General features: G+C 52.3%; 6 protein-coding genes and 2 pseudogenes. 2 read left to right on the forward strand and 6 right to left on the reverse strand.

The window, feature by feature from the left end; genetic code table 11:
- Window position 1: 1 nt before the first annotated feature.
- Window positions 2-457 (reverse strand): DUF6892 domain-containing protein, encoded by a 456-nt coding sequence (locus ACTQ3R_RS04825; protein ID WP_441778209.1) that lies wholly within the window; start codon window positions 455-457, stop codon window positions 2-4.
- Between ACTQ3R_RS04825 and ACTQ3R_RS04830 the strand changes: the two are divergent.
- Window positions 387-875 (forward strand): annotated as a pseudogene (locus ACTQ3R_RS04830) (FRG domain-containing protein); the annotation flags it as partial. The gene ACTQ3R_RS04825 and the pseudogene ACTQ3R_RS04830 overlap by 71 nt on opposite strands.
- Before the next feature lie 307 nt (window positions 876-1,182).
- On the opposite strand, the pseudogene ACTQ3R_RS04835 reads toward ACTQ3R_RS04830, so the two are convergent.
- Both ACTQ3R_RS04835 and ACTQ3R_RS04840 read right to left on the reverse strand, forming a co-directional pair.
- A pseudogene (locus tag ACTQ3R_RS04835) lies at window positions 1,183-2,415 on the reverse strand (recombinase family protein); the annotation flags it as partial.
- Window positions 2,399-4,093 (reverse strand): recombinase family protein, encoded by a 1,695-nt coding sequence (locus tag ACTQ3R_RS04840; protein WP_154473834.1) that lies wholly within the window; start codon window positions 4,091-4,093, stop codon window positions 2,399-2,401. The gene ACTQ3R_RS04840 and the pseudogene ACTQ3R_RS04835, both read right to left, overlap by 17 nt.
- Before the next feature lie 73 nt (window positions 4,094-4,166).
- On the opposite strand from ACTQ3R_RS04840, the gene ACTQ3R_RS04845 reads away from it, so the two are divergent.
- Window positions 4,167-4,358 carry a hypothetical protein gene (locus tag ACTQ3R_RS04845; RefSeq protein WP_412454493.1) on the forward strand — a complete coding sequence of 64 codons (192 nt, stop codon included), beginning with the start codon at window positions 4,167-4,169 and terminating at the stop codon, window positions 4,356-4,358.
- Between the two features lie 583 nt (window positions 4,359-4,941).
- On the opposite strand, the gene ACTQ3R_RS04850 is transcribed toward ACTQ3R_RS04845, so the two are convergent.
- The 3 genes from ACTQ3R_RS04850 to ACTQ3R_RS04860 all read right to left on the reverse strand — a co-directional run bounded on the left by ACTQ3R_RS04850 (window position 4,942) and on the right by ACTQ3R_RS04860 (window position 12,918).
- Window positions 4,942-5,505, reverse strand: coding sequence for a sigma-70 family RNA polymerase sigma factor (locus tag ACTQ3R_RS04850; protein ID WP_441778210.1), 564 nt, complete (start codon window positions 5,503-5,505; stop codon window positions 4,942-4,944).
- Window positions 5,506-5,863: 358 nt separating this feature from the next.
- The gene (locus ACTQ3R_RS04855; RefSeq protein ID WP_441778211.1) at window positions 5,864-11,884 is read right to left on the reverse strand and encodes an S-layer homology domain-containing protein; all 6,021 of its coding nucleotides are present in this window, start codon (window positions 11,882-11,884) and stop codon (window positions 5,864-5,866) included.
- Window positions 11,885-12,111: 227 nt separating this feature from the next.
- Window positions 12,112-12,918, reverse strand: coding sequence for a LytTR family transcriptional regulator DNA-binding domain-containing protein (locus tag ACTQ3R_RS04860; protein WP_441778212.1), 807 nt, complete (start codon window positions 12,916-12,918; stop codon window positions 12,112-12,114).
- Between the last annotated feature and the right edge of the window lie 465 nt (window positions 12,919-13,383).

Raw genomic sequence — 13,383 nt, forward strand, 5'->3', positions numbered from 1 at the left:
CTCACAGCAAGTCTGCCTTGATACCGCACCGTTCCAGAACCGGCAGCACCTGTTCCGGCTTGGAGGACATGAGGGTAATCTGTTTGAGATTGGGGAACTGGCGCAGTTCTGCCTCGGTAATGGTGTTGAGATCAAAGGCTCCATCCTCGCCATCCCAGAACGGACAGAGCTGGGTATAAATCTCGCTGCCGCCATCCATCTCGATCTCTGTCACCTCCGGGGCCAGCCGCTCCGGGACAGGGTATTTCTCCAGCCACTTCCGAATCTCTGGGATGGGTTCATACCCTTCCGCGTCAATGTCAATCTTGCGTCGGCTATACTCTCTGGCAAACTCATGGGCATCCAGTTTAGGAGCCAGTAAGCCTTTCTCGTACATCAGGACTTCCATGACCGCCAGCTTGAAGTTGAAGCTGGTAAAGGTGAGCACTGGTTCAGTCGGCTTGGATAATACAGACATTAGGCAAACACTTCGTAAGAGAGTAGATAAAACCATTGGATACGAATTAGATAAGAATCGATGGGGCGCGCTGGCTCCAGGTTCGTTGGACAGCATAAAACATTTTTATATTACGGACTTTAGAGCATTAAATCTTGTTACAGGAATTATCCGCTATTCATTGAAAGGTACCAATACAAGAGTGTACTATCGAGGGCAAGAGCGTGACTATCCTCTTGTACCAAGTCTGTATCGCTCAGCTAAAAACGGTGACGATGCGATAATAGCAGAGCAAAAACTGTCTGATATACTGTCTTGTATTAAGCCATATTTTGATCCAATGGGAACCGATGATGAACGAGAAGCTCTTTGTCAGCATTATGGACTACATACACGGTGGTTAGATATAGTTGACCATATTCAAACCGCATTGTGGTTTGCCTATGATCGCACCTATGTTGATGATATGCGGGAGCAGCGTTTTGACGAAGATGTTGGATATATTTATATCATTGCAGTACCTGACGATGAAGCAAAGGTAAAAATAATTGATTTACGCGAGAAACCATCTCAATTTTTAAGGCCACACACTCAACAAGCATTTGCTATGAGGACAACCAACCCAAGCAAAGAATTAGGAAAACTGGCTGCGTACCAAGTAGCTACATTGATAATTCCACGCCCGCTTCTTAAAATCTGGAGCAATTATGATAACATTCCAGCAAAATATATGTATCCTAATAAAGAATCTGCTGTTTCAGCTTGTCCAGCACCTCGTTTTCATCCTGTGCCACCGCTTGACTGTGCGCCCGGATTTCATTCAGTACCAGCGTTTTCAGAGAGATTTCATAAATCCGGTGCCAGGAACAGGCGCTGTGTCCGGTGGTGGCAAAGTGTGAGCAGATATAGGAAACATACCGCTTGGATGTCCCGTTTTTTCTGCGCTGGGTCTCGCGGGTGGCTACCAGGGGATGCCCGCAATCAGCACAGACCAGTTTGCCGGTGAACAGGGCAGGCAGAGGGTCGGCACGGTTTGCTACCTGCTGTTTGACTACCCGGTTCTTTTCCTGAACCGCCTCCCACAGTTTCCGGTCAATGATTGCTTCATGGGCATCCTCGTGGCAAATCCATTCCGTTTCCGGCTTCTGTATCATGGTTTTGTCCTTGTAGGAACGGGAGCCGGTGCGGTTCTGTGTGACTATGCCGAGATAAACGGTGTCATTCAGGATGTTTTTCACCGTGGCATAGGTCCAAAGTTTGGAGTATTTGCAGATGCCTTTTTTTCCGTAGTGCAGTTCCCAGTGCCAGCGGGGAGAAAGGATGTCTTTCTTGTTCAGCACCGCCGCAATCTTGCCGTAGGCCATGCCTGAATAGCGCATCCGGTAGATCTCCCGCACCACAGCGGCGGCTTCTTCATCCACCACCAGCCGGTGTTTGTCCTCATCACTCTTGCGGTATCCGTAAGGAGCATAGGCGGTCAGGTATTGGCCGCTTTTCTTTTTGGAGTACAGCACTGATTTGATTTTTCCCGACAAGTCTTTCAGATGGTAGTCGTTCATCAGACTGCGGAAGTGCAGCATATCGGTGTTGTCGCCCTCGCTGTCCAGACAGTCCAGCACAGACACGAACCGGCAGCCAAGGGACGGGAAAATCACATCCGTATAGCGGCCTACCTCTACAAAGTCACGCCCCAAACGGGACAGGTCTTTGACCAGGATCAGGTTAATCAGGCCGTGGCGGGCATCCTCCAGCATTTTCAAAAATCCGGGCCGCTGAAAATTTCCACCGCTGTACCCATCGTCCCGATAAGTCTTGACCTCCATCCAGCCATTCAGCATAACAAATCTGGAGAGGATTTCATACTGATTTTCAATGCTGGTGGATTCATCGCCGGGGATATAGTTCTTTGCCTTTGCGGAATTGGAAGCATCGTCCACACTCAGGCGGCAGTAGATGCCGACCTTATATTGCTTCTTCAAGTGGCAGCCTCCTTTCTTCCGGGATATTTTCGCTTGCGGCAATATCCCTTGCCAGCGCCGCGTCCACATTTCCAACATAGCGGTAGTAAACGCGGAGGTCACAAACCCGCTGGCCGCCCACTTTTTTGGTTTCTCCAACCTCAATGCGGTCTACCAGTTCAAAGAGAATGGATTCATCCAGCTCGGTAATCTCTGTGTACCGGCGGATAATAGCCAGCCAGCGGTTCGCATCCGTGCGGTTTTCCAGGTAGCTTTTGACCTTGCGTTCCAGTTCCGGGATTGCTTCGGACTTTTCTGCCCGTTCTGCTTCATATTTGTGCATCAGGGTTTGAAAAACGGTCTGCGGGATGGTTCCGGCGCATTTATCCTCATAGAGATTCTGCATCAGCCGTTCCAGCTCGGAAAGCCGCGCCGTGTATGTTTTCAGCTCCTGTTCACAGGAGGAAAGGCGGCTTTTGGCTTCCTTATCCTTTAAGCGGATAATCTGCTGGACCAGCTGTTCCGGGTCATATTCCGCAAAACGAGCCTTTTCCCGAATGTCCTCCAGCACCAGATGGGTCAGCACATTCTCATAGATGGTGTGGATAGTACAGGCACCTTTGCCGCTGCGGGAGTAGTTCCCACAGATAAAGGAGCTGTACCGCCCCGGCGTCCCGTCTTTATAGGTGAATCGCTCCACCTGATTTCTCATTTTGAAACCGCAGTCCGCACAGTACACAAGGCCGGTGAAGATGCTCCTGTAACCGTCAGCGGAAGAAGATTTCCGCACCTTCTTTTTATCAATGCTGACTACGGTATCCCACAGCTGCTGTGAGATAATCGGTTCATGGGTTCCTTCCACACGAATCCATTCTTCCTCCGGCTTATTGATGAGTTTACGGGATTTATACGACAGCGTTCCGGTCTTTCCCTGAACCATGTTGCCGATATAAACCTCGCTGCGGACAATGTTTTTCACCGTCTGGTCTGCCCATTTGTGGTTGACCCGGCGCGGATCGCTCTGACCTTTGCGCTGGTAGTACAGCACACCGGGGGATGGGATGCCTTCCTCGTTCAGCGTGACGGCGATGGCGTGAAACCCTGTTCCGGCTGCCCGCATCTCAAAGATACGGCGCACAATCGGGGCGGTGTCCTCGTCGATCACCAGATGGTGCTTATCCGCCGGGTCCCGCTTATAGCCGTAGGCGGGATAGGTTCCCATGAATTTCCCGTTTTCCGCACAGGCTTTTTTGACTGCTTTGACCTTCTTACTGGTGTCGCGGCTATAAAATTCGTTAAATAAGTTCAAAAAGCACATGACATCGGTGCTGCCATTGGTGCTTTCCGTGTCAATGCCGTTGTTCAGAGCGATAAACCGACAGCCCAGAGATGGGAATAAGTAATCCGTGTATTGCCCGAACTCAATGTAGTTACGGCCAAAACGGGACAGGTCCTTGACCAGAATCACATTGATCCGCTTGGCCTTGGCGTCCTCAATCAGCCGCTTGACCCCAGGACGGTCAAAATTCGTACCTGAATATCCATCGTCGATATAGGTATCAATTTCATTCCAGCCCCGCTGTCTCACATAGTTCTGAAGCAGCAGCTTCTGGTTCTCAATACTGACGGATTCACCGTCGCGTTCATCGTCGTTACTCAAACGGCAGTAGATGCCGACGTTGTATGTTTTTGTAGTCATCTTTATTTTCCCTCCCGACAATCCAGATTCCATACCTCGTGCGGCGTGATGGCTCCACAGGGAATATCCCTGTATGAACATCGTAGCGGAGAATCCATCGCCGCGCAAGTATGCGGCAAAGCCGGGAGGATGGTGTGACTATGTAGCCGTGTGTGCGGAGCAGCTGGCAGGTGTGGAAACCTCCGACATGGCGCGCCGGACAGCCAGCTGCTCCAAAGTCTTTCCCAGCTCCTTTTCACCCGAAAAAAAGCTGGTCACACGGTAAATGGTTTTCCCGATTTTCACCTCTTTGTAGGAGGTCGTAGGGGTAATTTGCTGATCCATATTGACGCACCTCCAGTCAAAAAACTGTTTCTTCATAAGATATGAGGAAACAGTTTGTCTCAATTCATATAAAGATAAGCAGCCGCACCGATAAAGTTGAGGGTATATGCTAACCTGCTAATCGGTACGGCTGCTGTATTGTAGTTTGGTTATTGCTCGCCACATTTGCCACGCACCCCTGACGATGGGGACATTCCGGTCTCCGCTGGCGCGGCTGTCATAACTCCGCAGCGTCGTTTTACTCGTGCGCCGCAGGGTTCCTCCCAAGTCTTTAGGAGGCCGTGAGGAAGTATCTTTAAGCCCCCATGCAGTCATCGCGCCGAATCTGCCACAATCCGTTTTATGAAATCGTAGATCGCTCCGAAGCAGTTCTTTCATCACCTCCCTGACTGCTCCATCTTCGCGGCGTTTCATATTCGCTCGTACATGGGTTATGTACCGGAAATGCCGTCTATTCAGTTGTCAAGCTGCATGAGAGAGATAGACCCTCTCACTTACTTCCCCGTTGGGAGAGTGGTTTTGGTCTATGCTTTTCCCATGTTTTCCAAAAAAATTTTTAATTTTTGGAGCAGCTTGACTTTGCGCTGATGCAGAGCTGTTTTGGAAATTCCAAGCTCCATGCTGACAATCCGTTCTGACTTGTCCTCGAAATACAGTTTGTGGAGAATAATCCTCTCATCCTCTGACAAACATTCCAATAATCCCTCCAGCCAAACGGACGAGACCGCCTGTTCCTCCACGGGTTGACCAGAAGTAGCAAACTGCTTGTCCTTTGCCAGCAGGCGCTCATAGGAATCCTCTCTGCTGGGCAGAAAAGTTGCGGTGTCTTTCTGGAACTTCTCCGTTTTCAGATCGTAGGAAAAGTATTCTTCTTTTCGCTCATAGTGCTGATACACACGGTAAACCTGTTCGCTTACCGGCACAGCCTGTCCATCTATGTAAAGATAATAATTCGCCCTTTCTTCACGATTTTTACTCATAGCCGTTACCTCCGAAAAAGTTTGAAAAGTAGATAGGTTTTCAAACTCTCGAAGGGCGGCGAACGGCAGCCGACAAAGCGGAATCGTTTCTGTCGAATCACCGAGCAAGATGGTTCAGCAGGTGGCGGTTTGTCGGACTTTTTGTGATACTCCCGTCGATTTCTGCTTCTAAATGAAGAAAATGCGGGTTTCTTATCGAAAAAAAGCGTACAAAAAGAGGGCACAAGTGAACTTGCTATCACTTGCGCCCTGATTGGACTGGATATTTTATTTTGGAGGTCTCCACCTGTTAGCGGTGGAGAAAGGTCAAAAGGGGTATCTACCCATAAGCGGCCTCCCTTGCACCGCTATGGGAATGGAACAAAGCAGTAGAAGTTATATGTCCCGAAAACCGCTTGCGGCATCTATTGTTACTGTTTCAATATACTCCAATGCTGCTTCGTGTCCTTTCTGAATTTGTGGTCAGTTATCTTCTCGCGCCATCTGCGCCAACTTCGTAGCCGTCCACTTTGGTGCTGACCGCCATAGAGCCGTCCGCATAGAAGTAGTACCACTTGCCGTCGATCTGCTTCCAACCGCCGGAGAACATCTTGCCGTTATTGTCCAGCCAGTACCATTTCTGGTCGTCGGAGAGCCAACCTTTCACCGACTCTCCGTTTTTGTAGTAACTCCATTCGCCGCTGTCATTCTGCCTCCAGCCGTTTGCGGTCTGCGGGTCGATGATGACCTCCACAAACCGGTGTAGGACGGTGGCGGCTTCAGCGCGGGTGGCGTTGCCCTTCGGGTCAAACAGATTATTCGCCTTGCCGGAGAGAACGCCTGCCTGCTGCATCGTCTTGACCGCATTCTTTGCCCAGAAGGAAATCTGCGCGTTGTCGGCAAAGGTCACAGCCTCCAGCATTTTCGGGATAGAATAGCCCATCTTATCGGCGTAGTTCTTCATAATCACTGCCATCTGCTCACGGGTGATTTTGTTATCCGGGGCGAAAGTGGTAGCACCGGTGCCATTCACAATGCCCTTGCTTGCCGCCCAGTTGACATAGGGAGCGTAGTAGGCGTCGGTTTTCACATCAGTAAATTTCCCGTTTTTGTAATCTGCCGGATTGATTCCTGCCAGACGCCCAAGGGCAGTGACAAACATTCCCCGTGTCAGGGTGGTGTTCGGACTAAAGGTGGTTTTGCTTGTGCCGGAGAACAGCCCGCGGCTGACCGTAAACAGGATATGTTCCTTAGCCCAATGACCATTGATGTCGGTGAAGTTCGGAACTGGGTTCTTGTAGCCCACACCATAGATACTGAAATGTGCCGCTTCAAAGATTACGGCTTTCTGGTCTGCGTCATAGCTGGATTTGGTCAGCCATTCCACCTTTCCGGTCTTGTCCACATAGACTGCATACAGATTTCCGGTCTTCTCATTCTTCGCCGGAGCATAAGGGATGGCAACGCTGATGGTCTCTCCATTTAGATTGACAGCAGTTTTCTTGCCGTCCTTAACACACTCAGGTGTGATGTCATAGACCGGACGGCTTCCTATGGCTTTCTTGGCTTCCTGATAGGAAACAACCGTTTTTTTGATCTTCAAAATCAGTTCGCCGCTGGTCTGGCGGTTTAGCTCCTTGAGGGTATCCAGTGTGAAGTCAAAGTCTGCCATACGATCGGTGTCGATGGTGAACTGCTTGACATTGGAGGACACCAGCTTATCCAGCGTGTCCGCTTTCAGGGTAATCTGTACATCCTTCAGTTTGGCATCCATCTTTACAGGAACCACCACAGCAATGCCGTTTGCGGTGGTTCCATTTTTCTTCGCGTCAGCGGTGGCCTTGTTGATCGCGTCCTGTACGGCGTTGCCGTCAATGCTGGTATTTCCGTTTTTATCCGGTGTTGCCGGCTTGGTCTGGCTGGTGGTCGGGATGTCCGGTTTGGTCTGATCCGGACGCTCTACAACCGTGGAGCTGCTGGAGCCGCCGCCGGAGGAAGAACCACCGCCGGTAGAGCCGCCGCCGGAGTAGGACACCACATAGGGCGTAATGCTTCCGGTCAGATTGTTGTAGTTGTCCCCGTCAGTGGGAGTATAAGTCCAGTTGTAGGCGGTGTTAGCTGTTACAACGGTGTCATCGGCAACGTCCCACGCGATGGAACCGTCGGCGGGGGTAATGCTGCCCACGGCCAGAGCTGCGTCCGCCAGGGTCTTGCCGGAGGAGGTGATGGCGGTGTAAGCGGGAGTGCCGGTGGGGGTGGCCTTGTTGATGGTCACCTTGATGATATCCTCAACCGTTTCATAGGTGTTCGTGTCCGCGGGGGTGAACACCACGGTCACGCTGTCGCTGCTGTCCGCAACATTCACGGGAGCCGCGTTCTTGAAGCTCCAACTGCCTTCCACGCTGGCGGTGCCGGTAATGGCGCTGTCCGGAACAGCGGAGCCGGTATAGGCCACGGTGATGTCGTTGGCGCTGACCGTGGGAACATCCTTTTCCGTCAGTTCGATATTGACCTCGACGGTGGCGTTCTCATAGTTGTCGGAGGAGATGACCACCCGCAGGGTCGCGCGGCTGGGCATGCTGCTGGACAGGGTGTAGGTCACTTTTCCGGTGTTATCCACATCCCAGTCGGTTATAGAAACGACATCACCACAGGACATGGTTCCTTTGGTATAGGTCAGGGTGCCGGCGTCGGCAGGCATGCCCGCGCGGCCGATGTCTTTGCTCTGCTGGGTGTTCACGGTGTACTTCTGCTCGACAGAAATTTTGTTCAGCATCGGCGCGGCGGCCTTGCCGATGGTAAAGCTCTGCTGCGCTTCGCTGAAGGTGTAGTTTCCGGTCGTCTTTTCCGTGACCGTGATCTTGCCGGTGCCGGCATTGATGTTGTCGGCGAGAACGGCGGTATAATCACTGTCGGTCAGAGCGGTGTCGCCGTCCTTCACCGTGAAGGCGGGCGTGATGGCGCTGCCGGTGAAGGTATAGGTTCCGCTCACTGCAATGGTGGGCGTGATGGACTTTTTGGCGATGGTGAAGTCCTTGGTCACGCTGCCGGTGTAGTTGGAATTGTCCTTGGCCGTGACCGTCAGGGTGTAGCTGTCGGCGTTGGTCTGCACATTGTTGGACACGTTGCAGGAGCTGGTGATATCCACTTCACCAAGCTTCACGGTAACCGTCTGGGTCTGGCTGGAGCCGTTGTAGGTCAGCGATTCACCCAGCGTGACCGAAGCGTCCGCAATGGACCTGGGCGCGATGGTGACGCTGACCGAAGCCGGCACGCTGTCGGTGTGGTTGCTGTCACCCACGACCTTGTAATAAACAGTATATGTTTTGGCATCCTTGCCGGTGGGAACACTGTCGCTCCAGTCTGCATTATTCAGACTGTACTGCATGGTGCCGTCCGCTGTAGTACCGGCGGTGACCAGCGCCTGCGCACTGCCGTTATAGACCAGAGTGTTTGCGGTGGGGGCGGTCAGCGTGGGAACATCCTTTTCCCACCGGGCAGTCAGGCGGGTCACGTCGGCGGGGACAGTGCCGCCCGGCTCGTAGAAGTTGCCGCTGCTGTCCTGCCACTTGAAGTAGGCGCCGTCGTTCCCGGTGGGGCGGGTCAGGCCGTCGCTGCTGGGAGCGGTGTATGTCCCGCTGGATTTCACCGCCAAATTGACAGTAACAGCAGTAGCATCACGTCCCACATGGCCGCCGTTCAGGTCCAGCGTGACGGTCGTCAGCCCGTCAGAGCCCAGTGTGTCAGGGTTCAGGACTTCAAGCACGGGGCGGAAACCGACGTCCGCGTACTGGTCCGTAGCAGTGAGGTAATCCCAGTAGCGGGCCGAACGGTACCCACGGCGCGCGCGATACGACGCGTTGCCAGAAAAAGTATCCTGTCCCCACGAAAACATTTCATTCCAGTTTTGGATATATTCGTCGTCCTTGTTCAGCATCGTGTCCCATTCATTGCTTTGGGGCACGATGCGTTCGGAATCGCCCGAACCTGTAGAACCACTTCCCACAGACGGCGCACACAGGGTATAGTCCACGCCGCCGCTGGCATAATTTTTACCGAAAATCAGACTCGCAGTATTTAAGTCATTCCAGCTTACCGTATGCGTTACGGCATAGTCCGCCACAAACAGGCTGTGGGCGTATTTGTTCTGCTGTGCATCCTCCTCGGTGGTTGCCGTCGCAGACGTGAGCTTGTAGGCTTCTATTGTTCCGGCATAAGTAAAGGGAACATAGTGCAGGGTGCTGTCCGGCAGACTGCCGTTTGCCCTTCCGGGAATATTCATCGCCGAAAGGTCAAAATAATATCTGACGCCGGGAGTGAGGGAAAACTGCTCTGATAAAGCAAACTGCGCCGTGAGCTTGGTAACGTCCGCCGGAACACTGGCACCGGGGGCGTAGAGCTTGCCGTTGCTTCCAAGCCACACGAAGTAACTGCCCGTATCTCCATCGGGGCGGGTCAAGCCATCGGATGCGGGGGCGGTAAATGTGCTGCCGTTTTTCACGATGATTTGAATATCCTCGGAGCTACCGCCGAGCGTTCCGCCGCCAAGGTCAAGGGTAACGACCTTCAGTCCGTCAGAGTTCAGGGTGTCAGCGTTCAGGATTTCAAGCACGGGGCGGAAACCGACGTCCACGTACTGGTCCGTAGCAGTGAGGTAATCCCAGTAGCGGGCCGATCTGTACCCACGGCGCGCGCGGTACGACGCGTCGCCAGAAAAAGTATCCTGTCCCCACGAAAACATTTCATTCCAGTTTTGGATATATTCGTCGTCCTTGTTCAGCATCGTGTCCCATTCATTGCTTTGGGGCACGCCGCGTTGGGAATCGCCCGAACCTGTAGAGTTACTTCCAGCAGACGGTGCGCGCAGGTTATAGTCCACGCCGCCGCTGGTATAGCTCTTTCCAAAAATCAGATTCTTCTCATTCAGGGTATTCCAGCTTACATCATTCGTTACGACATAGTCCGCCACAAACAGGCTGTGGGGATATTTTTCCCGCTGTGCATACGCCTCGGTGGTCGCCGTCGCAGACGTGAGCTTGTAGGCTTCTATCGTTCCGGCATAAGTAAAGGGAACATAGTGCAGGGCGCTGTCCGGCAGATTGCCGTTTGCCGTTCCGGGAATATTCATCGCCGAAAGGTCAAAATAATATCTGCCGCCGGGGGTGAGGGAAAACTGCTCTGATAAAGCAAACTGCGCCGTGAGCTTGGTAACGTCCGCCGGAACACTGGCACCGGGGGCGTAGAGCTTGCCGTTGCTTCCAAGCCACACGAAGTAACTGCCCGTATCTCCGTTCGGGCGGTTCAGACCATCGGACGCAGGTGCGGTAAACTCGCTGCCGTTTTTCACGATGATTTGAATAGCATCGGAGCTACCGCCGAGCGTTCCGCCGTTCAGGTCAAGGGTAACGACCTCCAGCCCGTCAGAGCCCAGTGTGCCAGGGTTCAGGACTTCAAGGACGGGGCGGAAACCGAGGTTCGCGATCTGGTACGTAGCAGGGTTGTCGTACCAGGTGCGGGCCGAATTGTACCCGCGAATCGCGCGGAACGACTCATTAGTAGTAGCGGTGTCCTGTCCCCAGGAATACATATCTGACAAGTTTTTGATATAGCCACTGTCTTTGTCTAAAATCTTATCCCATTCGTTGCTTTGGGGCGTGCCGCGCTCACTGTCATCAGAGCCAGTAAAGTTACTTCCCGCAGACGGCGCACGCAGGGTATAGTCCACGCCGCCGGCGACATAGCCCTTGCCGAAAATCAACCCTTCGTTGTTCAGGTCATCCCAGCTTACCGTATGCGTTACATTGTAGTCCGCAATAAACAGGCTGTGGGCGTATTTGCTCTGCTGTGCATACTCCTCGGTGGTTGCCGTCGCAGACATGAGCTTGTAGGCGTCCACCGTTCCGGCATAAGTAAAGGGAACATAGTGCAGGGTGCTGTCCGGCAGGCTGCCGTTTGCCGTTTCGGGGATGTTTGCGCCGGAGAGGTCAAAATAATATCTGCTGCCGGGAGTGAGGGAAAACTGCTCGTTAGGCGAATCATTAGCCAATAGCATTGGCGCAGCCAGCGCCCCCAATGCAGCGGCAGCTTCCGCATACCGGGTAAAATCCAGCTCATCTATTTCCTCGTCGGAGAGTTTCTCCTTCGCCTCGTCTATGGCGTCAAGCTGCGCCTTGACATCTTCGGCGTTATCTTCAGTGATTTCTTCTGCGTTCGGTAAAGCGTCGATCATGGCCTGTACGCTTGCCACCGTGACAGCCTTCGCATTGGACGGGGTATTATCTCCCGCGCCGCATAGCTCGCAGACATATCCGCAGGGCGTCCCCTCGGCTGCGGGGGAATAGCCGCAATCCTCCGTATGTTCGGCGTGGTGTTCGCATAAACCGCCCGTTTCCGTAATGGTCTGCCCCCTGTCCTGTGTCGGCGTCTCGGCAAAGACCGTTGGGGTACAGAGGGAAAACAGCATTGCGCCGCTAAGCAGCAGGCTAAGTATTCTTCGTTTTCTTTTCATATTCTCCTATCCTTTCTGTCAAAATTTTCTTGCCGGCATGGCAAGGCAAGCTCTGTCTTTTCGGCTTGCAAAGGTTAAACAGAAATATTATAAGGGCTGCTCTCGCTCCTTTCAATCGACTTGGCGTGAAGCGACGTTTAAGAGGCGTGAAACGACAGCAAAAAAACGCCGCCCATGTCTGTCCATGGAAATGGACACACGTGGACGGCGATTCGGATATGGAGCGGCTACAGACTATCGGTCATCTCCTGTGACTTGTCGAAATAGCGCATCATTGCCTGACTACCTTGCCTGCTGATTTTGGTATATGCGATGTCTGAGAGGTCGAACAGGATGCACCCGCAGTGACCTTGGAAGGTGGGAAAACAGATCACCTGCAGCCACGCGCCGATCTCCGGACTGTAATCCATGACCTCCAGTCTTTCCCCATATAGAGCGGCGCGCTCGTATAGGCGCAGCCATTTGGCATCCATATTGGAAAACAGGCTGCCGAAGGAGCTGCCGATGAGCGTTTTAAGCGGCAGTCCTTCCAGCTTTGCCAGAGCAGGGTTTCCATAGCGGAAGACCCAGTCCACCGCCCGGCGCTTCTCATCAAAGATCATTTCGATGTCCGTAAACGCAAAGGGCATAGCCTCGAAGCTGTGGTAATGGCTCCGGTATTCCTCCTCAGTGGAGGGGACTTCGTCTTGGGCAAAACTGCTGATGAGACGTTTTTGAGCCGCCTGGAACTGAGCGATGATCTGCTTTTTCTTTCGGAGTGTATAGATCAAGGATTCGCCGTTGTTGAGATCAATGTGGTCGGTGATGTCATGGATGGCTCTGGCGGACACCAAACAGCCCCGGTGGACTTTGAGGAAATTGTCCCCCAGTGCTTCTTCCAGATCACTGATCTTCATCCGCGTTTTGTATATCTTCCCGCCGGACACATGGATCTCGGCAGTTTTATCAATCATCAGGACATATAGAATCGTGCTGGCATTCAGTACAAGCTGTGTTCTGTCTGACATGATCGTAATGTATTTCCCATCCCGCACGGTAAACACCTCCTTTTCACGCTGAACAGAAAATATAGACAGAAATATTATCACACATTTTCTGTCGGATTTCAACTGCACCTCGTTGCCGGGCATAGGAATGCAAAAATTTTCGGTAACATAAGCTATCAGGAATTCACAATACTACGCGCACATGCGCGCAAACCTGCTAATAGGTGTCAAGCCCCAAAATGAAAAATCGGATATCTGAAAATGAGCATAACAAAACAGACCTGCAACAAAGTAAAAATTGCAGACCTGAGGGTTTTATGACTTTGAGGTTTCGTATTTACAGCAGAGTCAAGCGATTTCTTGAGTGTTCAGATATTCTTTTACTCTTGCATAATAAATCCGCGGTCAGGTAGAATAAGTTTCGCAAAAACAAAAAAGACATGGTTTGCAGATCTCTGGTAGAATGAAGTCGCGACACACCATTCGAAAGGAGACAGCAAACCATGTCCGAGA

It is taken from the genome of Lawsonibacter sp. LCP25S3_E2, assembly GCF_052117285.1.
Classification (GTDB): Bacteria; Bacillota; Clostridia; order Oscillospirales; family Oscillospiraceae; genus Lawsonibacter.

Excerpts from the sequence above, each read along its gene's own strand:
- ACTQ3R_RS04825 (WP_441778209.1), bottom strand. The coding sequence starts at position 457 with ATGTCTGTATTATCCAAGCCGACTGAACCAGTGCTCACCTTTACCAGC.
- ACTQ3R_RS04840 (WP_154473834.1), bottom strand. The coding sequence starts at position 4,093 with ATGACTACAAAAACATACAACGTCGGCATCTACTGCCGTTTGAGTAAC.
- ACTQ3R_RS04845 (WP_412454493.1), top strand. The coding sequence starts at position 4,167 with ATGAACATCGTAGCGGAGAATCCATCGCCGCGCAAGTATGCGGCAAAG.
- ACTQ3R_RS04855 (WP_441778211.1), bottom strand. The coding sequence starts at position 11,884 with ATGAAAAGAAAACGAAGAATACTTAGCCTGCTGCTTAGCGGCGCAATG.